This is a genomic window from Pseudomonas sp. LFM046, from assembly GCF_000949385.2.
GTDB lineage: Bacteria > Pseudomonadota > Gammaproteobacteria > Pseudomonadales > Pseudomonadaceae > Metapseudomonas.
In genome coordinates, this window is sequence record NZ_JYKO02000001.1 from 2,127,296 (window position 1) to 2,147,678 (window position 20,383).

The 20,383-nt window shown below is 65.8% G+C and carries 19 protein-coding genes; 15 read left to right on the forward strand and 4 right to left on the reverse strand.

Going from position 1 to position 20,383, the window contains the following annotated elements; translation table 11 throughout:
* Positions 1 to 384: 384 nt before the first annotated feature.
* On the forward strand, positions 385 to 1,977 hold the full coding sequence (locus TQ98_RS09870) for an NAD(P)/FAD-dependent oxidoreductase (protein WP_044875253.1): 1,593 nt from the start codon (positions 385 to 387) through the stop codon (positions 1,975 to 1,977).
* A 159-nt stretch (positions 1,978 to 2,136) separates the two neighbouring features.
* On the opposite strand, the gene TQ98_RS09875 is transcribed toward TQ98_RS09870, so the two are convergent.
* The 4 genes from TQ98_RS09875 to TQ98_RS09890 form a co-directional block, all read right to left on the reverse strand.
* Positions 2,137 to 3,513, reverse strand: a complete 1,377-nt coding sequence (locus TQ98_RS09875; protein ID WP_044875254.1) for an LLM class flavin-dependent oxidoreductase — start codon at positions 3,511 to 3,513, stop codon at positions 2,137 to 2,139.
* 53 nt (positions 3,514 to 3,566) lie between these two features.
* Positions 3,567 to 4,403 (reverse strand): amino acid ABC transporter permease, encoded by an 837-nt coding sequence (locus TQ98_RS09880; RefSeq protein WP_044875255.1) that lies wholly within the window; start codon positions 4,401 to 4,403, stop codon positions 3,567 to 3,569.
* Positions 4,400 to 5,221: a transporter substrate-binding domain-containing protein gene (locus TQ98_RS09885; RefSeq protein ID WP_044875256.1), complete on the reverse strand. Its 822-nt coding sequence runs from the start codon at positions 5,219 to 5,221 to the stop codon at positions 4,400 to 4,402. Before TQ98_RS09885 ends, TQ98_RS09880 begins: the two co-directional genes overlap by 4 nt.
* A 298-nt stretch (positions 5,222 to 5,519) precedes the next feature.
* Complete coding sequence (locus TQ98_RS09890; RefSeq protein ID WP_044875257.1) at positions 5,520 to 6,761, reverse strand: acyl-CoA dehydrogenase family protein; 1,242 nt, start codon at positions 6,759 to 6,761, stop codon at positions 5,520 to 5,522.
* Positions 6,762 to 6,819: 58 nt separating this feature from the next.
* Between TQ98_RS09890 and TQ98_RS27580 the strand changes: the two genes are divergently transcribed.
* The 14 genes from TQ98_RS27580 (at position 6,820) to TQ98_RS09955 (ending at position 20,356) form a co-directional block, all read left to right on the forward strand.
* Positions 6,820 to 7,089: a hypothetical protein gene (locus tag TQ98_RS27580; RefSeq protein WP_146035997.1), complete on the forward strand. Its 270-nt coding sequence runs from the start codon at positions 6,820 to 6,822 to the stop codon at positions 7,087 to 7,089.
* A gap of 40 nt (positions 7,090 to 7,129) precedes the next feature.
* Positions 7,130 to 7,684 (forward strand): FMN reductase, encoded by a 555-nt coding sequence (gene msuE, locus TQ98_RS09895; protein ID WP_044875258.1) that lies wholly within the window; start codon positions 7,130 to 7,132, stop codon positions 7,682 to 7,684.
* 21 nt (positions 7,685 to 7,705) lie between these two features.
* Positions 7,706 to 8,806 (forward strand): dimethylsulfone monooxygenase SfnG, encoded by a 1,101-nt coding sequence (sfnG, locus tag TQ98_RS09900; RefSeq protein ID WP_177410215.1) that lies wholly within the window; start codon positions 7,706 to 7,708, stop codon positions 8,804 to 8,806.
* Positions 8,807 to 8,816: 10 nt separating this feature from the next.
* Positions 8,817 to 9,947 carry an AMP-binding protein gene (locus tag TQ98_RS09905; protein WP_044875260.1) on the forward strand — a complete coding sequence of 377 codons (1,131 nt, stop codon included), beginning with the start codon at positions 8,817 to 8,819 and terminating at the stop codon, positions 9,945 to 9,947.
* Between the two features lie 10 nt (positions 9,948 to 9,957).
* Positions 9,958 to 10,731, forward strand: coding sequence for an ABC transporter ATP-binding protein (locus tag TQ98_RS09910; RefSeq protein WP_044875261.1), 774 nt, complete (start codon positions 9,958 to 9,960; stop codon positions 10,729 to 10,731).
* 72 nt (positions 10,732 to 10,803) lie between these two features.
* Entirely contained in the window at positions 10,804 to 11,685 is an 882-nt protein-coding gene (locus tag TQ98_RS09915; RefSeq protein ID WP_044875262.1) for a branched-chain amino acid ABC transporter permease, read from the forward strand.
* 12 nt (positions 11,686 to 11,697) lie between these two features.
* Complete coding sequence (locus tag TQ98_RS09920) at positions 11,698 to 12,765, forward strand: branched-chain amino acid ABC transporter permease (RefSeq protein ID WP_044875263.1); 1,068 nt, start codon at positions 11,698 to 11,700, stop codon at positions 12,763 to 12,765.
* A gap of 60 nt (positions 12,766 to 12,825) precedes the next feature.
* Entirely contained in the window at positions 12,826 to 14,151 is a 1,326-nt protein-coding gene (locus TQ98_RS09925; RefSeq protein WP_044875264.1) for an ABC transporter substrate-binding protein, read from the forward strand.
* 55 nt (positions 14,152 to 14,206) lie between these two features.
* Complete coding sequence (locus tag TQ98_RS09930) at positions 14,207 to 14,953, forward strand: ABC transporter ATP-binding protein (protein ID WP_044875265.1); 747 nt, start codon at positions 14,207 to 14,209, stop codon at positions 14,951 to 14,953.
* A 178-nt stretch (positions 14,954 to 15,131) separates the two neighbouring features.
* Positions 15,132 to 16,355, forward strand: a complete 1,224-nt coding sequence (locus TQ98_RS09935; protein WP_044875266.1) for an SfnB family sulfur acquisition oxidoreductase — start codon at positions 15,132 to 15,134, stop codon at positions 16,353 to 16,355.
* A gap of 9 nt (positions 16,356 to 16,364) precedes the next feature.
* Positions 16,365 to 17,738, forward strand: a complete 1,374-nt coding sequence (locus TQ98_RS09940) for an LLM class flavin-dependent oxidoreductase (RefSeq protein WP_044875267.1) — start codon at positions 16,365 to 16,367, stop codon at positions 17,736 to 17,738.
* On the forward strand, positions 17,735 to 18,400 hold the full coding sequence (locus TQ98_RS09945; protein WP_044875268.1) for an ABC transporter permease subunit: 666 nt from the start codon (positions 17,735 to 17,737) through the stop codon (positions 18,398 to 18,400). Before TQ98_RS09940 ends, TQ98_RS09945 begins: the two co-directional genes overlap by 4 nt.
* Positions 18,401 to 18,497: 97 nt before the next feature.
* On the forward strand, positions 18,498 to 19,271 hold the full coding sequence (locus TQ98_RS09950) for a MetQ/NlpA family ABC transporter substrate-binding protein (RefSeq protein WP_044875504.1): 774 nt from the start codon (positions 18,498 to 18,500) through the stop codon (positions 19,269 to 19,271).
* 65 nt (positions 19,272 to 19,336) lie between these two features.
* Positions 19,337 to 20,356 carry a methionine ABC transporter ATP-binding protein gene (locus tag TQ98_RS09955; RefSeq protein WP_044875269.1) on the forward strand — a complete coding sequence of 340 codons (1,020 nt, stop codon included), beginning with the start codon at positions 19,337 to 19,339 and terminating at the stop codon, positions 20,354 to 20,356.
* The last annotated feature ends 27 nt before the right edge of the window (positions 20,357 to 20,383 follow it).

Here is a 20,383-nt window from a genome sequence, read left to right on the forward strand (position 1 = left end):
AGTAGGAAAAGTAAATGCGTGTCTCTTTTGGGACCAGTCGAAAAAGCTTCGGGATGGCCCCGACTGCAGTAAAGCGCTGGCAACCAGCTTCCGGTGAGCCTTGCAGCAAATGGGGCAGGGTGAGGGCGGGCCAAACGCCCGTAGGCGAAGCTATCTATTTAATCGAACGCTGCCTTCTCTATTTAGAATTTGCCGGCCTTTTTAGCCGCACCTAGTCTCTGACGCCTGAACGCGGCGCGATACCGCGAGATGGAGTTGGCGGTTTCGCACAAGTGCCGCCAGACCACGCCCGGCCTGGTTGACGCCAGCCGAGCCACCAGGCCGGTCACTCCCCGACGCAGTTGCTCTATGCATTCCCATACCAATAACAACGGAGATTCATAGATGGCTCGTACACCTTTGCTCAGACGCTTGCAGGTGCTAAGTCGCCTTGCCGGCAGCACGCCAGAAAACACCGATTTTCAGCAGGCACTGGCCTTGCAGCGTTCGCGCCGCGAAGTGCTCAAGGCCGCAGGTATTGCCGGCGTGGTACTGGCTGGCGGCGGACTGCCGAAACTCTCTGAGGCGGCACCGAGTGGCGGCTCGGGCTCTCTCGGTGTGGCGGTGATCGGAGCAGGATTGGCCGGCTTGAGCTGTGCTTATGAGTTGAAGAAGAGCGGTGTCAGCGCGACCGTCTTCGAGGCGTCCACCCGATTGGGTGGGCGTTGCTTCAGCAACCGCAGCACTTTCCCGGGACAGATTGCCGAGAACGGTGGCGAGCTGATCGATGGCTACCACGTGGAAACCCTGAGACTGGCCAAGGAACTGGGCCTGCAGGTAGACGACCTGTTGGCCTACGACAAGGCCCAGGGTGGCGAGGATATCTACTTTTTCGGGGGCCAGCGTTACAGCGTTGAAGACGCCTTTGCGGACTTCCAAACGATCCAGGCGCAGCTCGCCAGCGAGGTGAAGGCAGCGCCTTTCCCTACCTTGTGGAACAGCTATACCGCGCGTGGCCAGGTGCTGGACAAGATGAGCATCACCGAGTGGATCGACCGCTATGTACCTGGCGGCGTTACCTCGCGGCTCGGCCGCCTGCTCGATGTGGCCTACGAAATCGAGTACGGCGCGGCGTGCACCGAGCAAAGCGCGCTCAACTTGATCTATCTGCTGGGCTACTCCAGCAAACAGAAACTGGAGATGTTCGGCGAGTCAGATGAGCGTTATCACATCCGTGGCGGCAACGACCAACTGGTCAGTGGCATGGCCAGCCGCCTCAGCGATGGCCAGATCAATCTCGGCCATGAGCTAACACGCATCAGCCTCAATCCGGACGCCAGCTACAGCCTCGACTTCAACACCAGCAACGGCCCGCGACAGGTAATCGCCCAGCGGGTGGTGATGGCCATTCCGTTCAGCATCCTGCGCAGCAGCGTCGACTTTTCCGCGGCCGGCTTCGACGCGCGCAAGCGCCTGGCGATCAGCAGCATGCCAATGGGCAACAGCAGCAAGTTCCAGCTGCAGTTCCGCCAGCGCATCTGGCGTCAGCAGAACAGCAATGGCTCGAGTTACTCGGACACCGGTTACCAGGACACCTGGGAAGTCACCCGAGGACAGGCGGGCAGCGAAGGCATCCTGAACAACTTCACCGGCGGCGCGACTGCGAAAGCGATGAATAATGCCTCGCTGGACATCAAAGCGGCGCAGTTCCTCGGCCAACTGGAACGAGTGCTGCCAGGCATCACCAACGAGTGGAATGGCCGGGCCATTCTCAATTACTGGCCAGGCTACCGTTGGACGAAGGGCGCATATGGCTATTACGCGCCGGGTAACTACACGGCGTTTGTCGGCTATGAAGGTGCTCGACAGGGCAACTGCCATTTCTGTGGCGAGCACACCTCGATCGAATCCCAAGGTTATCTCAACGGCGCCGTCGAAACTGGCCAACGCTGCGCGACGGAGATACTGGCCGACCTCAAGAACATACGAGTCGCCTGAGTTGATCGCCTGCCTGACGAAGGGGCGTGCCGCAGCAAGGCATGCCCCGCGTTATGAACAGTCCAGCAGGATGGAGCACGCCGCACACCGTTAAGCCCCGGACGATCAGGCGTTCGAGAAAAGGGGACAGATCTGTTTTTCCTATTACGCCACCGGGTTTCAGCGATCAAAACGGAAAGATGCGCCATAGGCGCTGTCCGGCAAGCGGTCAGAACTGTCCTCTCGTAGTCGCGAACGGAACGACCCTCGCGGCGCCTCGGTGCGGTACAGGCCACGCTTGATCAGCTCGGGCACCACCAGTTCGGCAAAATCCTCCAGGGTGCCGGGACTCACCAGCGGGTTGAGCATGTAGCCGTCGGTACCGGAAATCCGCGCGTGCTCCTCAATGCGGTCGGCGATCTGCGCCGGCGTGCCGACCAGGATCAGGTCGCTGCCTCGGGTTACCCGGGCGAAGCGCTGGCGCACCTCGCCAGCGGTCAACGGCTTGCCGCTGCCGTCCGGGCGCATCACGTAAGAGGTCAGGCCCTCGGTCTGGGTGGTCAGGGGCTCGTTGTCGGCGTAGCGGTCGATGTCGATGCCGGTATCGCCGGCGTAACTCACCAGTTGGGCATTGAGGTGGTAGTTGCTCTGCAGTTCGTCGTATTTGCGCTGGGCCTCGATAGCGGTGGGTGCGGTGACGATCCGCAGCACGGTCAGGGACTTCACGTCATTGCGAGCGCGGCCACGGGCTTCGGCCAGGTTGCGGATATCGGTCAGGCCGGCGCGGATTTCCTCAGGGTTCGATTTGGCGACGAACACCAGCTCGGCGTGCTTGGCGGCGAACTGCCGTCCGCGCTCGGACCAGCCGGCCTGGATCAGCACCGGCGACCGCTGTGGAGAGGGCGCGCAGACATGGGGGCCCGCCACGCGATAGTGAGCGCCTTCGTGGTCGATACGGCGGACACGGTCGCCTCGGGCGTATCGCAGTCCGGACTTGTCGGCCACCACCGCGTCGTCGGCCCAGCTGCCTTCCCAGAGCTTGTAGACCACGTCGAGGAACTCTTCGGCGCGCTCGTAGCGGTCGCCGTGACGGATCATCTGGTCCAAGCCGAAGTTGTGGGCAGCGCTGGACAGGTAGGAGGTGACGATGTTCCAGCCGATACGCCCACCGGTCAGGTGGTCCAGGGTGCTGAAGCGCCGCGCATGGCTGAAGGGGTGTTCGTAGGTGGTGCTGACGGTCACGCCAAAGGCCAGGTGGCGAGTTTGCGCGGCCAGGGCCGGGATGTGCAGCAAGGGGTCGTTGGCCGGGGCCTCCACGGCCCATTTCAAGGCGGCATCGGCGGAGCCGCCGTAGACGTCGTAGAGCCCTAATACATCGGCGAAGAAGAACAGGTCGAGGTTGGCTTGCTCGGCGATGCGCGCCTGGTTCGACCAGAAGTCCAGGGTATTGATGCGCAGGCGCTCGTCGGCCGGGTGGGTCCAGAGGCTGGGCGCACCGCCGCAGCCGACACTCGCCTGTTCGTAGAGGGAAAAGAGAAGGGGTTTGGGATCGGACATGGTCATTCCTTGAGGTATTCGGATCGGGCCCGATGGCGGGCGCTCGGGAAAGATCAGCGGCGTTCGGTATAGGCCTTGCCGTAGTGGCGTTCCAGACGGGCCTGGATCAGTTCCAGGGCAATCGACAGCAGCCAATAGATGACCGCGGCAGCGGTGAGCATCTCGATATAGCGGTATGAGGAGCGGCCGTAGGACTGGGCGAGGAACATCACTTCCCAGACCCCCATCACCGATACCAGGGACGAGTCCTTGAGCATGGAAATGAACTGGTTGGTGGTGGGCGGGATGATGGTGCGCATGGCCTGGGGCAGGACGATGCGCCGGAAGGTCAGGGGAGCACTCATGCCCAGAGCGGCGGCGGCTTCGCGCTGACCCGGCGCCACACCGATGATGCCGGCGCGGAAAATCTCGCTGAGGTAGGCGCCATAGTTCAGCGACAGGGCGAGGATGCCCGCCGTGATGGCGCCCGGCACCACGCCCAGCTGCGGCAGGCCGAGGTAGATCAGCAGGATCTGGATCAACAGCGGTGTGCCTCGGAAGAACGAGGCGTAGAAGGTGGAGATACCGAAGGCCACGGCGCTGCTGGAAAGTCGCGCCAGCGCGGCGACGAAGCCCAGGACCAAGGAGCAGGCGATGGAGCAAAGGCTGAGGAACAGCGTCAGTGCCGCGCCCTGGAGAAAGCCGTTAGGGGCGAGGGTCAGGCCGGTCAGGTTGCGCCACTTGTCGACGATTACCGAGAACTTCAAGTCGAAGCCCAGGAAGAACGCCACGCACAGCGTGAGCATCACCGCCCAGGTCAGGTACAGCCGGGTGCGGAAACCGAACAGCCGCTCGATCCGGCTGGGGCCCGCCACGATACGTGGCGGGAGTTGGGGCTCGAAGGCAGTCATTGGGTGATGTCTGCGCCGATCCATTTGTTGGAGATCCGCGCCAGGGTGCCGTCCTGACGGAGCTCGCCGATGACCTGAGTGACCTTGGCATCCCACTCCGGATCACCTTTCTCCGTGGCCACCACGTTGGGCTCGCCGTAGAGGGTGTCGCCGGCGATCTTGAAGCGCGGGTCCTGGGCGATGCGCTCGCGGGCGGTCACCAGGTTGGTAACCATCGCGTCCAGGCGTACACCGGTACCGAGCGCCAGGTCCTGGAAGGCCACGGTTTCGTTGTCGTAGGGGGCGATTTCCACCTGATCGAAGGGGTAGTTCAGCGGCTTGTCCTCGGCGCCTTCGATGACCAGATCCTTGCGCAGATAGCTCTCGTAGGTAGAAGCACTGATCACGCCGACCTTCTTGCCGGACAGGTCCTTGCCGGAGTCGATACGGGTGTCCTTGGCGTTGACTACGACGACGGCAGGCGACTCGTAGTACTTCACCGGGAAATTGAACACCTGGGCACGGGCCTGGCTCGGGGTCATGGAGCAAATGCAGACGTCGTAGCGGCCGCTCCAATGGCCAGCGGCGATCACGTCCCAGGACGGGGTTTCCAACTTCAGCTTCACGCCCAGGCGATCAGCCACTGCCTTGGCCACATCCACATCGAACCCGTCCAGTTGGTTCTGCTCGTTGAGGAAAGAGAAGGGCGGATAGTTCTCCATCAGCACCCCCACCAGTTCGCCCTTGCTCTGGATGCGATCAAGCGTCTGGCCGGCGAGGCTGATGGAACTGGCAGTGAGAAGGGCAAAACCTAATGGCAGCAAGGAACGGATTTTCAAGGGAACTCCTGTATGGGCGAGGCTGATTGAACACTCGCTCGATTAAAAGGTAATAAAAAATTACTTAACAATAATTTATGGGAATATTTGACTGCCCGCCGGCTATATCGCCCGTGCCGTGAGGCTTGGCTGGAGGTGTGTCTGAAGGGGATGGGCGTTGCCGGTCAGGGCTTCGGGGCCGTGGCAGTCCTGTTGAGTTGCTGGGGCAGCAGCAAGATGCGCAAGCCTTGTTTGCAGGCAGTTCTTGTCAACCAGGGAAGTTCCCGATGACAGAACCGCCTGCAAGCGGCTCGTACTATCAGCTCGCCTGCTTGGCGCCGCCGCCGATCTGCCAGACGTAGGGTGGTTCGCTGCGGTTGATCTCCCAGTCGCCGATGATTCGCTCCTTGTAGATCAGCGGATTGTGTGAGGCGGCGGTGCGGGCGTTGCGCCAGTGGCGGTCGAGCAGCTTGCCGGTGCTAGTGGCCGAGGCGCTGAGCGCATTGAACAGGTCGCTGGTCAGGCGCAGCACCAGTTCGGCGATTACCACTTGGCCCTGGGCCGACTCCAGTTCGGCAGCGACGTTGGCCTGGCGCTCGTCCTCGGCATTTCCGCCAAAGCGTGTCTCGTAGGCCCACTGCGCGGCTGTTGCCGCGCGCACGGCGGTGGCCTCGGCGGCGTAGGCCTGGGCGGAGGCCTTGCCGACCACCTGCTGCACCTGTGGGTCGCGGTCAACCGAGCTGGCGTTGCCATGGCTGAACACCCGAGTGCGCAGGCGCACCTGCTCGGCCACGTCGCGCACTGCGGCGCGGCCGGTGCCGGCCAGTAAGGCCAGCAGCACCAACTGGTAGAACGCGGTCTGGTACTTGAAGCGGCTGGCGAAGGGGATGATGTTCTCTGCGGCCACTTCGGCATCGATGAAGCGCGAGGTGCCGCTGCCGGTGGTGCGCTGGCCGAAGCCGTCCCAGTCGTCGCTCTGCTGCACGCCCGGCTGGTCGGTGCGCAGCGCGGCGATCACGTCTTCGCCGGTGTCGTCGAGCTGGGCGTAGAGGTCGATCCAGTCGGCGAAGATGCTGCCGGTGCTGTAGTACTTGGTGCCGTTGACCAGCCAGCGGTCGCCCTGGCGCGAAACACGGGTGATGACCTCGCCGATCTTCACGTTGCCGACCTCGGTCCAGGCGTTGCCGACCAACTCGCCGGCGACGAAACGCTTGAACCAGGTTTCCTGATTGGCCTCGGCGTGGGCGTTGAGGCGGTCCTCGACGAAGGCGAAGTGGCCACGCAGGGCCTGCGGAATGTTGGAGTCGGCCTCGGCCAGCTCGATCAGCAGTTGGATCAGCTGCGGCAGCGAGGCGCCCGCGCCGCCGTGCTCGCGCGGCACGCGCACGGCACCGAAACCGGCCTCCTTGAGCCAACGGATGGGTTCGTGGGGCAGGCTGCGGGTGCGCTCGCGCTCCAGCGCACCCTCGGCGATGCGGGCGAAGATCGGACGAAACCGGGCGGCTAGCGACTCGTAGTCGGCGCCGGTGGAAAGCTGGGGCAGGTGCTGCTGGGCGGTCATCGCGGGTCTCCTTGGTGGGCGGCTGACCCTATGGCCGGGGCAATCTTCGTGCCCTTCGATGAAAGGCCATATATATCAATGGCTTGCGTTCATATGGGGATGCCTGGCCGCCGTGGCCACTGTGGCTGGTGGGGCAGGTTGCTGGGCGGCTGTTGCCCTGCAGACAGCTGTGCGGACGATTTCTCCCGGTGGCTGGTGCGCAAAGCTGTTGGCTCAGCAACAGTGGTTCAGCAGGTTGTTAGCCACCGAGCATCAGATCCGCTCTGGTGATTTCTCCTATCGCGATGATTTGAAAGGAATTTTTCCGTTGGCACGGTTGCTGCTCTGACCTCTGCAAAGCAATGCAGCGCCATGGGCGAGAGGTCGGGATGAGTCAAGCAATCAAGGTGGTCGTGGTGTCGGGCAGCCTGCGCGATCCGTCGCGTACCCATGCCCTGTTGCAGGCGCTGGTAGAGCGCCTGCAGGTGCGCCTGGCGATCGACCTGCACTGGGTGCGCATCGCCCAGCTGGGCAGCGTGCTGGCCGGCTCGCTGGAGCGCGACAGTGCCTCCTCGGAGTTGCTGCCGCACCTGCGTGCCGTGGAGAACGCTGACCTGATCATCGCCGGCAGCCCCGTCTATCGCGCGTCCTACACCGGCCTGTTCAAGCACTTCTTCGACCTGGTGGATTACCAGGCCCTCAAAGGCGTGCCGGTGCTATTGGCCGCCACCGGCGGCGGCGAGCGTCACGCGCTGGTGATCGATCACCAACTGCGCCCGTTGTTCGCGTTCTTTCAGGCGCACACCCTGCCGTACGGGCTGTACGCCACCCCCGAAGCTTTCACCGATTACCGCCTCGACGATGCGGCTCAGTTCGAGCGCATCGAGCGAACGCTCGACCCGGTCGAAGCCTTCTTTCGCAGCCCGGCCGTTCGCGCGGCCTGAATTCCAAGCACCACAGGAGCCATAGAGATGAGCCAACAACCAATCAAATTCGCCTACTGGGTGCCCAACGTCAGCGGCGGTCTGGTGGTCAGCAATATTGAGCAGCGCACCAGCTGGGACATCGACTACAACCGCAAGCTGGCGCAGATCGCCGAACGCTCCGGCTTCGACTATGCGCTGTCGCAGATCCGCTTTACGGCCGGCTACGGTGCGGAATTCCAACACGAGTCGGTGACCATCAGTCACGCACTGCTGGCCGCCACCGAGAAGCTTCGAGTGATTGCCGCCATCCTGCCCGGCCCATGGAATCCGGCGCTGGCCGCCAAGCAGTTGGCTACCATCGACCAGCTCACCAACGGCCGCATCGCGATCAACGTGGTGTCCGGCTGGTTCAAGGGCGAGTTCCACGCCATTGGCGAGCCCTGGCTGGAGCACGACGAGCGCTATCGTCGCTCCGAGGAGTTCATCCGCGCACTGAAGGGCATCTGGACCCAGGACAACTTCAGCTTCAACGGCGACTTCTACCGCTTCCGCGACTACACGCTCAAACCCAAACCGCTGCAGCAGCCGCATCCGGAGATCTTCCAGGGTGGCAGCTCCCGTGCCGCGCGCGACATGGCCTCGCGGGTATCGGACTGGTACTTCACCAACGGCAACACGGTGGAGGGCATCAAGGCCCAGGTCGACGACATCCGCGCCAAGGCCGCGGCCAATGGCCACTCGGTGAAGATCGGGGTGAACGCTTTCATCATCGCCCGTGACAGCGAGGAGCAAGCCCGCGCCGTGCTGCAGGAGATCATCGACAAGGCCAACCCGGAGGCGGTCAACGCCTTTGGTGCCGAGGTGAAGAACGCCGGCGCGGCCAGCCCCGAGCGCGAGGGCAACTGGGCCAAGTCCAGCTTCGAGGACCTGGTGCAGTACAACGACGGCTTCAAGACGAACCTGATCGGCACGCCACGGCAGATCGCCGAGCGCATCGTCGCGCTCAAGGCGGTGGGCGTGGACCTGATCCTCTCCGGCTTCCTGCACTTCCAGGAGGAGGTCGAGTACTTCGGCCAGCACGTGCTGCCGCTGGTGCGTGAGCTGGAGGCCGAGAAGCACGCCGAGAAGGCGGTGGCCTGAGACGACGGCGATGAGCGACGCGACCCCAACCACGCTACCGGCCTGGCTGGCCCACCAGGCCCGCCAGCGCCCGACCGGTATCGCCTTGCGCCATAAACGCCTGGGCGTCTGGCAGGTGCGCAACTGGGCCCAGGTGCAGGCCGAGGTGCTGGCCCTGGCCGGCGCCCTGCGCGCCGCAGGTTTCGGCCCCGGCGCGCAACTGGCAATCCTCAGTCGGCCGCGCCCGGAGGCGCTGTTCGCTGCCCTGGCGGCACAGTGGCTGGGTGGTACGGCGGCGCCGTTCGATCCGCTGGAGGAGGCGGCCGGGCAGGCCACCGCACTGCGCCAGGCGGGTGCGGATTTCGTCTTCGCCGAGGGGCTGGAGGAAATCCTGCGCGTGCGCCAGAGCGATCTGGCGCCGACCTGGCTGGCCTATGCCGACGGCCGTGGCCTGGTCGATCCGCAGGTGCGCGCCGGAGCCCTGGATTATGGCCGGCTGCTGGCCGCCGAGGCCGAGTACGGCGCGCCACCGGTACGTGCCGAGGACATCGCCTTCGCGTTCTACCGCCAGCGTGTTGCGGGCGTGGAGCAGCAGAGCTTCAGCCATGCCGAGCTGCTGCAGGAGGGCGAGCGGCTGGTGCGGGGTGAACGCCTCTCGGAGCGCGAAGACGCCTTGGCTGCACGTGCCTTCGCCGCCAGCGGCCAGGCCCGTTACCTGCTCGCGCCCTGGCTGCTGGCCGGCTTCCGTCTGAATTTCCCCGAACGCCTGGAGACCCGCGACCAGGACCGTCGCGAGCTGGGCCCGAGCCTGGTTCTCGGCACTCGCGAGACCTACGGCCGCCTGCATGAACTGGTGCGCCAGCGCCTGCCGTTGCCCGGCAGCCTGCGTCGGCGCCTGGTGGACTGGGCGCTGGAGCCGGACGGCGGAGCCCTGCGCAGTCTGCTCGGCCAGCCATTGGTGCGCCGGCCCTTGCGCGACGTGCTGGGCTTTTCCCGCACCCGCGTGGCGCTGCTGGTGGGCGCACCGCTGGACGAAGAGACGCGGCGCTTCTTCACCGGGCTCGGGATTGAAGTGCGCAATTGGCCGGCGGCGGAGCGCTGGCACCCGGTGCGCGGGCGGGACGTCACCGGCTGGCCATCAGGTCAGCCACAACTGGCATGAGGAGCACGGCGTGAGCGGCACGACACTGTTGGAACTGCAGAACATCTCGCTGGCCTTCAAGGGCGTCAGGGCGATCAGCGACATCAGCTTCGCCGTGGCCGAGGGTGAGATCTGCGCGCTGATCGGCCCCAACGGCGCTGGCAAGAGTTCCCTGCTCAACGTGATCAATGGCGTCTACCAGCCGCAGAACGGAGTGATCCGCTTCGCCGGCCAGGCGCGCCGGGCCATGCGCCCGCACGACGCGGCCCGTCGCGGCATCGCCCGAACCTTCCAGAACATCGCGCTGTTCAAGGGCATGAGTGTGCTCGACAACCTGCTCACCGGGCGCAACCTCAAGCGCCGCGCCAACTGGCTGGAACAGGCGCTGCGCGTTGGTCGCGCGCCAGGCGAGGACGACCGCCAGCGCGAGGCGGCCGAGCGGGTGCTGGCCTTCCTGCGCATCCAGCCCTGGCGCGACGCCACAGTCGGCAAGTTGCCCTACGGCCTGCAGAAGCGCGTCGAGCTGGGCCGCGCCTTGGCCGCCGAGCCGCGCCTGTTGCTGCTGGACGAGCCCATGGCCGGGATGAATACCGAGGAGAAGGCGGAGATGAGCCGCTTCATCCTCGACATCAACCGCGAGTTCGGCACCACCGTGGTGTTGATCGAGCACGACATCGGCGTGGTGATGAGCATCTCCGACCACGTGGTGGTGCTCGACTATGGCCGCAAGATCGGCGACGGCCCACCCGACGACGTACGCCAGAACCCCGAGGTGATAGCCGCCTACCTCGGCACTCGCCACTGACCCCGCCGCGTCACCGACCGCTTCCATGGAGCGGGTAGGGGAGCGGCATGCCCGGAAACAGGAAAAGCACGCATGGAATTCTTCTTCGAGGTACTGATAGGCGGCTTGCTGGCCGGGGTGATGTACTCCCTGGTCGCCATCGGCTTCGTACTGATCTACAAGGCCAGCGGGGTGTTCAACTTCGCCCAGGGCGCCATGGTGCTGTTCGCCGCGTTGACCTTCGTCAGCCTGCTGGAGCGCGGCGCGCCGTTCTGGCTCGCCTTCGCCATCACCCTCGCGAGCATGGTGGCGCTTGCCCTGCTGATCGAGCGGGCGGTACTGCGGCCGCTGGTCAATCGCTCACCCATCACCCTGTTCATGGCCACGCTCGGCCTGTCCTACGTCATCGAGGGCGCCGCCCAGGCGCTGTGGGGCGCCCAGGTGCACGGCCTGGAGCTGGGCATCAGCGATGCGCCGCTGGAGCTGGGCGGCATGCTGCTGTCGCAGTTCGACCTCTTCGCCGCGGCCACCGCCGCGCTGCTGGTGGCCACCCTGTCGTTGCTGTTCAACCGCACCCGCATCGGCCTGGCGCTGCGCGCCGTGGCCGATGACCCGCTGGCCGCCCAGGCGGTGGGCATTCGCCTGCAGCGGGTATGGGCGGTGGTGTGGGCGGTGGCCGGGTTCGTCGGCCTGGTGGCCGGGTTGCTATGGGGCGCCCGCCTGGGGGTGCAGTTCTCGCTGTCGCTGGTGGTACTCAAGGCGCTGCCGGTGCTGATCATCGGCGGCTTCACCTCGATCACCGGCGCCATAGTCGGCGGCTTGCTGATCGGCGCCTCGGAGAAGCTCGCCGAGGTCTATCTCGGGCCCTACATCGGTGGCGGCATCGAGAACTGGTTCCCCTATGTGCTGGCCCTGCTGTTCCTGCTGGTGCGCCCGGCGGGGCTGTTCGGCGAACGCGCCATCGAGCGTGTGTAAGGAGACGATGCAATGCTCTACAACGAAGCCGGCCAGTTCAGCGTGCGCTATGCCGACGACCGCCAATTCTTTCGCCTGCGCCAGGACCGCATCGGCCTCGCCGCGCTGCTGGCATTCGCCTTCATCGGCGTGCCGTTGCTCGGCAGCGACTACTGGTTCAACGCCATCCTGATTCCCTTCCTGGTGCTGTCCCTGGCCGGGCTCGGGCTGAACTTGCTGACCGGCTACGCCGGCCAGCTGTCGCTGGGGTCGGCGGCCTTCATGGCGGTCGGCGCCTTCGCCACCTACAACTTCGAGCTGCGTGTGCCGGGCCTGCCGCTGCTGCTCAGCATCCTCCTCGGCGGGCTGACGGCGGCCCTGGTGGCCATCGTTTTCGGTCTGCCGAGCCTGCGCATCAAGGGCTTCTACCTGCTGGTGTCGACCCTGGCCGCGCAGTTCTTCGTGCAGTGGGCGCTGACCAGGTTCGGCTGGTTCTCCAACTACAACGCCTCCGGGGTGATCAGCGCACCGCCGCTGCGGGTGGCGGGTCTGGATTTCGGAACGCCGGCCGGGCGCTACCTGTTCACCCTCGGCCTGGTATTGGCGCTGTTCTGGCTCGGCGGCAACCTGGTGCGCAGCGAGCTGGGACGCAACTGGATGGCGGTGCGCGACATGGATACCGCCGCCGCGGTGATCGGCATCCCGCTGCTCAAGACCAAGCTGCTGGCCTTTGCCATCAGCGGCTTCTTCCTCGGCGTGGCCGGTGCCCTGTGGGCCTTCACCTACCTGGGCACGGTGGAGCCGCACGGCTTCGACCTCAGTCGATCCTTCCAGATCCTGTTCATCATCATCATCGGCGGCCTGGGCAGCATTCTCGGCAACTTCCTCGGCGCCGCCTTCATCGTGCTGTTCCCGCTGCTGCTGTCGAACCTCGCCGCGCTGCTGCCGGCCGGGCTGATCGACGCCGGCCAGCTGGAGAACCTGCAGAAGATCGTCTTCGGCACGCTGATCATCCTCTTCCTGATCAAGGAGCCGGAGGGCCTCGCGCGCCTCTGGCAGAGATTCCGCGAGCGCGCACGGCTCTGGCCGCTGCGCTACTGAGCGAACCCCATGGGCCAAGGCCCGCACACATGCCAAGCGATTTCGACAAGGACTAGCACGATGAACAAACGCACTTTCGCCGGCGGCCTGGCCCTGGCGCTCAGCCTCTCTGCCGCCGCCTTCACCGTCCAGGCGGCCAGCGAGCAGTACTTCCCGTTGCAGAGTTACCGGGTCGGCCCCTATGCCGCCGGTGGCACCGGCTTCTTCGGTGGATTCATCGACTACCTCAAGTACGTCAACGCCAACGGCGGGGTGAACGGGGTCAAGCTGACCTGGAGCGAGTGCGAGACCGAGTACGTGGTGGAGAAGGGCGTGGAGTGCTACGAGCGCCTGAAGACGGGCCAGAACGGCGCCCCGGCGGCCGCCACCAACCCGCTTTCGGTGGGCATTGCCTATGCCACCCTGGAGCGCTCCACCGCCGACAAGCTGCCGCTGATCACCATCAACCACGGGCGCACCGATTCCACCGACGGCAGTGTGTTCCCCTACGCCTTCCCGCTGCAGCTCAACCCCTATTCCGAGGTCTCGGCCATCGTCAACTGGATTGGCGAGAAGAGCGGCGGGCTTGACCAGCTCCAGGGCAAGAAGATCGTCACCCTGTACCACGGCTCGCCCTACGGCAAGGAAACCAACGAGGTGCTGCAGACCCTGGCCGACAAGTACGGCTTCGAGCTGACCCTGCTGGAGGTGCCGCACCCGGGCAACGAGCAGCAGTCGCAGTGGCTGAACATCCGCCGGATCAAGCCGGACTGGGTGATCCTGCGTGGCTGGGGCGTGATGAACCCGGTGGCGCTGAAGACCGCGCAGAAGGTCGGCTACCCGGCCGACCACATCATCGGCAACATCTGGAGCAACTCGGAGGAGGATGCCGCCCCGGCGGGTGCCGCCGCCAAGGGCTTCATCGCCATCACCACCCACCCGTCCGGCACTTCCTTCCCGGTACTGCAGGGCATCCAGCAGCAGGTGGTGGACAAGGGCGAGGGCGACCTGGCCGATCCCAAGCGCTTCGGCACCGTCTACTACAACCTTGGGGTGGTCAACGGCATCCTCAACGTCGAGGCCGTACGCATCGCCCAGGAGAAGTTTGGCAAGCAGCCGCTGACCGGCGAGCAGGTGCGCTGGGGCTTCGAAAACCTGCGCCTGGACGACGCGCGCCTGCAGGCGCTGGGCGCCAAGGGGCTGGTGCAGCCGCTGCAGCTGTCCTGTGCCGACCACGAGGGCGGCGGCGCGGTGCGCTTCCAGCAATGGGACGGGCAGAAGTGGAACCTGATCAGTGACTGGGTGCAGGCCGACCGCGCGCTGCTGCGGCCGATCATCGAGGCGTCCTCGCACAAGTACGCCCAGGAGAAGGGCATCACCCCGCGCGACTGCAGCCAACAGGGCTGACGCTCGCCGTTCCGGCCGGGGTGTCCGCCCCGGTCTTCCGCCAAGGGAGTCCGACATGATCCTGCAGGTCGATGACATCGAAGTGCTTTACGAGCAGGTGATACTCGCCGTGCGTGGCGTTTCCCTGACGGTCGGGGAGGGGCAGGTGGTGGCCCTGCTCGGCGCCAATGGCGCCGGCAAGAGCACCACGCTCAAGGCCATAGCCGGCCTGGTACGGGCCGAGCGCGGTGAAGTGGTGCGCGGCGCCATCCGCTACCGGGGCCGCGACGTCACCCGTTCGGCGCCTCAGGCGCTGGCGTCCGCCGGCCTGGTGCAGGTGCTGGAGGGCCGCCACTGCTTCGCCCATCTGACGGTGGAGGAGAACCTGCTCACCGGTGCCTTTGCCCGGCCGCGCATCGGACGCGGCGAGTTGCGCGAGGAGCTTGCGCGCATCTACGACTGGTTCCCACGCCTGAAGACCCGGCGCAGGAGCCTGGCCGGCTATACCTCAGGCGGCGAACAGCAGATGGTGGCGATAGGTCGAGCGCTGATCGCGCGGCCACGCCTGGTGTTGCTCGACGAGCCCTCCATGGGCCTGGCGCCCCAGATAGTCGAGGAGATCTTCGACATAGTCGGCGAGCTGAACCGGCGAGACGGCGTGAGCTTCCTGGTGGCCGAGCAGAACATCGATGTCGCCCTGCGCCATGCCCACCACGCCTATGTGCTGGAAAGTGGTCGGGTGGTCGACCAGGGCCCGGCCGGGGAGTTGGCTGCCCGTGGCGACCTGCACGATTTTTACCTGGGTGCCGGGCGCCGGGCCTGAGTCATGTGCCCACCAGACAACTGTTGCCGGGCCGACACCTGTCCAACATTCTGCTGTCCGACGGCAGACAGTTCGATCTCTCTAAAATATGTTAACTATTTGAATTTAAAGGAATAAATGTTGTGGCATGGGTTGTGCGAGGGTCCTGGTGCTTTGCACTGACCATTTCGAGGAACCCATGTCCACTCCCGCTGTATCCGCCCACTACGACATCCGCCAGCCGGATGCTCAGATCATTCGCGACGATGCCGAGGCCATCGCCGTCGCCCATCGCGTTGCTGCGCTGCTGCGTGAAGGCGCCGCTGAGCGCGACCGCCACCGCGAGGTGCCGGCGGACGTGGTCGACGCCTTCTCCAATAGCGGACTGTGGGGTATCACGGTGCCGCGCGAGTACGGTGGCGCTGAGGTGTCCTTCGCCACCCTGGCCCAGGTGATCGCCATTGTCTCGGCGGCCGATCCGTCCCTCGGGCAGATTCCGCAGAACCACTACTGCCTGCTGGAGGACATCCGCCTGCAGGGCACCGAGGCGCAGAAGCGCTTCTTCTTCGATCAGGTGCTCAAGGGCAACCGCTTCGCCAACGCCCTCTCGGAGACCGGCGGCAAGCACGTGGCGGACATCCGCACCCGCCTGGTGGCGGAGGGCGACCACTACCGCATCGACGGCCGCAAGGGCTACTGCACCGGCTCGCTCTACGCCCACTGGCTCGGTGTGCTGGCCCTGGATGACCAGGATCGCGCCCAGCTGGCCTTCGTCCCGCGTGGTACCCAGGGGCTGGTGGTGGTCGACGACTGGGACAGCATCGGCCAGCGCACCACCTCCAGCGGCACCGTGCTGCTCGATGGCCTGCGTGTGCCGGCCTTCAACCTGTTTCCCAGCTACCGCTCCTACGAGAGCCCGACCCTGGCCGGTCCCTTCGCCCAGCTGACCACCGCCGCCATCGACGCCGGCATCGGCCGCGCGGCGCTGGACGACACCATCGCATTCGTCCGCGAACACGCCCGCCCGTGGATCGACGCCGGGGTGGAGAAGGCCAACGAGGACCCGCTGACCATCATCCAGATAGGTTCCCTGGAGATCCGCCAGGAGGCTGCCGAGGCGCTGCTGGAGCGCGCCGGCCGGGTGCTCGACGCGGCCAAGCCGGCGCCGGACGAGGACAACGTGGCCGCCGCCTCGGTGGCCGTGGCCAAGGCCAAGGTCCTGACCACCGAGGTGGCCATCGAGGCCAGCAACCGTCTGTTCGAGCTGGGTGGCACTCGCTCCTCGCTGGCCAAGCACAACTTCGACCGCCACTGGCGCAATGCCCGGGTGCATACCCTGCACGACCCGGTGCGCTGGAAGTATCACCTGGTCGGTAACTGGGCCCTGAACGGCGTCAAGCCGGCGCGCCACGACTGGAACTGAGGCCGCGCCATGTCCAAGCAGATTCGCCTCAATGCCTTCGCCATGAACACCGTCGGCCACCTGTCTCCCGGCTTGTGGCGGCACCCGCGCGATCAGGCCACGCGCTACACCGACATCCATTACTGGATCGACCTGGCCAAGACCCTGGAACGCGGCCGCATCGACGGTCTGTTCATCGCCGACGTGCTGGGTGTCTATGACGTCTACGGTGGCAACGCCGACGCCGCGCTGAGCACGGCGGCGCAAGTGCCGGTCAACGATCCGCTGCAGCTGGTACCGGCCATGGCCGCCGCCACCGAGCACCTGGGCTTCGGAGTCACCGCGTCGGTGTCCTTCGAGCATCCGTTCCCCTTCGCTCGGCGCATGAGCACCCTGGATCACCTGACCCGCGGCCGTGCCGGCTGGAACATCGTCACCTCGTACCTGGCCAGTGGTGCGCGCAACCTCGGCCAGCGCGACCAACTGTCCCACGACCAGCGCTACTCGCTGGCCGAGGAGTATCTGCAGGTCTGCTACAAGCTGTGGGAGACCAGTTGGGAGGAGGGCGCGGTAGTCGCTGACCGCGACAGCGGCGTCTATGCCGAGCCGGCCCGGGTGCACGGCATCGGCCACGAGGGCACCTTCTTCCGGGTGCCCGGCTTCCACCTCTGCGAGCCGTCGCCGCAGCGCACCCCGGTGCTCTACCAGGCCGGCGCTTCCAGCCGTGGCCGGGCCTTCGCCGCGGCCAATGCCGAATGCGTGTTCGTCGCCGCGCCGAGCAAGGCGGTGCTGAAAAAGCAGGTGGCCGACTTCCGCGCCGCCGCTCTGGCCGCCGGGCGTGCGGCTGAGGACATCCTGATCTTCGAGCAGCTCACCGTGATAGTCGCCGAGACCGACGAGGCCGCCCTGGCGCGCCTGCGCGAGTACCGCGAGTACGCCAGCGCCACCGGTGCGCTGACCCTGATGGCCGGCTGGACCGGCATCGACTTCTCCCAGTACGAGCCGGACCAGGTGTTGCGCGAGGTGCCCGGTGAGGCCATCCAGTCCGCGGTAGAGGCCTTCACCCGCGCCGACCCGACGCGCACCTGGACCACCGCCGAGATCGCCGACTACTGCGCCATCGGCGGCGACGGCCCGGTGCTGGTCGGCTCGGCCAAGACGGTGGCCGACCGGCTGCAGGAGTGGGTCGAGGAAACCGACGTCGACGGCTTCAACCTGGCCAGCGTGGTCGCCCCGGAGACGTTCGAGGCGGTGGTCGACCTGTTGGTACCGGAGCTGCAGGCGCGCGGTCTGTTCAAGCGCGAATATGCCGAGGGCACGTTGCGCAACAAGCTGTTCGGCCAGGGTGACCGCCTTCGCGGACCTCACCCGGTAGCCAGACTGCGGCGGGAGGCCGGGCGATGAACGAACTGCTCGCCAACCTGGACTGGAGCGAGATCGGCCAGGCCTGCCTCGACACCCTGAGCATGCTCGGCGGTGCGCTGGGCTTCACCGTGCTGCTCGGCCTGCCGCTGGGCGTGCTGTTGTACCTCACTGGTCAGCGCCAGCTGCTGGCCAGCCCGACGCTGTACCGCGGCCTGTCGGTGGTGGTGAACGTGCTGCGCTCGCTGCCCTTCATCATCCTGCTGATCGTTCTGATCCCGCTGACCACGTTGCTCACCGGCACCTCGCTCGGCGTGCGCGGCGCCGTCCCGCCGCTGGTGGTGGGCTGCACGCCATTCTTCGCGCGCCTGGTGGAGACCGCGCTGCGCGAGGTCGATCGTGGCCTGGTCGAGGCCAGCCAGTCCATGGGTGGCAGCACCTGGCAGATCATCTGGTACACCCTGCTGCCGGAGGCCCGCACCGGGCTGATCGCCGCCGTCACCGTGACCGCCATCGTGCTGGTGGACTACACCGCCATGGCCGGCGTGATCGGTGGCGGCGGCCTAGGCGACCTGGCGATCCGCTTCGGCTACCAGCGCTTCCAGACCGACGTGATGGTGGTCACCGTGCTGCTGCTGGTTCTGCTGGTGCAGGCCCTGCAGATGAGCGGCGACCGCCTGGTGCGGCATTTCACTCGCCGCTGAATTCGCTTAACCCGTCAGCGGCAGCCGGGTTTCGCTGCCGCCTCGGCCCCACGTTCGCCCGACGACGGCCACCCGATCCCATAGGAGTCACATCATGTTGAAGCAGTCCCTGGCGGTTCTCGCCGCCGCCATTCTGAGCTTGTCCGCCCATGCCGGCGAGAAGCTGGTGGTAGGCGCCACCCCGGTGCCCCACGCGGAGATCCTCGAGTTCGTCAAACCCGCCCTGGCCAAGGAAGGGGTCGATCTGGACATCAAGGTGTTCACCGACTTCATCCAGCCGAACCTGCAACTGGCCGAGAAGAACCTCGACGCCAACTACTACCAGTACCGCCCATTCCTCGATGACTTCAACAAAACCCGCCACACTGACCTGGTGCCGGTGGTCGGCGTGCACATCGAGCCGTTCGGCGCCTACTCGACCAAGATCAAGGACCTCAAGGATCTGCCCGACGGCGCCAGCGTGGCCATCCCCAACGACCCGGTGAACACCGGCCGCTCCCTGGTGCTGCTGCACGAGGCGGGGCTGATCAAGCTCAAGGACCCGAGCAACACCTTGGCCACTACCCGCGACATCGCCGAGAACCCGAAGAAGCTGAAGTTCCGCGAACTGGAAGGCGCACTGCTGGCCCGTGCGGTCAGCCAGGTCGACCTGGCCTTCGTCTTTGCCAACTACGCCCTGGAGGCCGGCATCGACACCAACAAGGCGCTGATCGTGGAGAAGGGCAAGGATCTCTATGTCGAGTTCCTGGTGGCGCGTCCGGACAACATCCAGGACCCGGGCATCCAGAAGCTGGCCAAGGCCCTCAACACCCCCGAAGTGCGCAACTTCATCCTGACCCGCTACAAGGGCCAGATCGCACCGGGTTTCTAATCCCGACACGACGGGTGCCGCCACTGGCGGTGCCTGTCGCCGATCACTGACTGGAACCTTCCACCGTGACAAGTTTTTCCCAAGACATTCTCGCCAGCACGGCGCAGTTGCAATTGCGCAGTATCGGCAAGCGCTACGGCGCGCTGAGTGCCTTGCAGGGCATCGACCTGCAGGTCCAGCGCGGCGAGATCTTCGGCATCATTGGCCGCAGTGGCGCTGGCAAGTCCTCGTTGCTGCGTCTAATCAATCGCCTGGAGAGTCCCAGCGAGGGCCAGGTGCTGATCGACGGTGAGGACATCGCCCGCTTCGACAGTGCGCGCCTGCACGCGCTGCGGCGCAAGGTGGCGATGATCTTCCAGCACTTCAACCTGATGGCCACTCGCACTGTGGCCGAGAACATCGAGCTGCCCCTGCGCATGGCCGGCCTACCGCGCGCCGAGCGTGCTCACCGGGTAGATGAACTGCTGCACCTGGTGGGACTTGCCGAGCGCCGTGATGCCTATCCGGCGCAGCTCTCCGGCGGACAGAAACAGCGTGTCGGCATTGCCCGTGCACTGGTGCTGCAGCCGGACATCCTGCTGTGCGACGAGGCCACCTCGGCCCTCGATCCGGAGAGTACCCAGGCGATCCTCGAACTGCTGCGCGACATCAATCGCCGCCTCGGCCTGACCATCGTGCTGATCACCCACGAGATGGAGGTGATCCGCGACCTCTGCCACCGCGTGGCGGTGCTCGAGCGCGGCCAGGTGGTGGAACAGGGTGAGGTCTGGCAGGTGTTTGGCGATCCACGCCACGAGGTCAGCCAGATTCTGCTCGGGGGACCGGCCAGGGCAGGGCAGGGCACTGCGGCCGCCACAGAGCTGTGGCTGGAGCTGCACTACACCGGCGAGCGAGCATTGGAGCCCGACCTGGCCGGACTGACGGCAGCGCTGGGGTCGGGACTGCGTCTTCTGCACGGGGGTATCGAGCGCATCCAGGGGCGTGCCCTGGGTTGCCTGCGGGTGGCGCTGCCGCATTGCCATGAGCCCGACGCCGTCCTGGCGCGAGCCGGGCAATTGGCCGACCGGGTACAGCGGGTGTATTGAGGCTGCGCCCCGTGCCAGGGGCGCAGC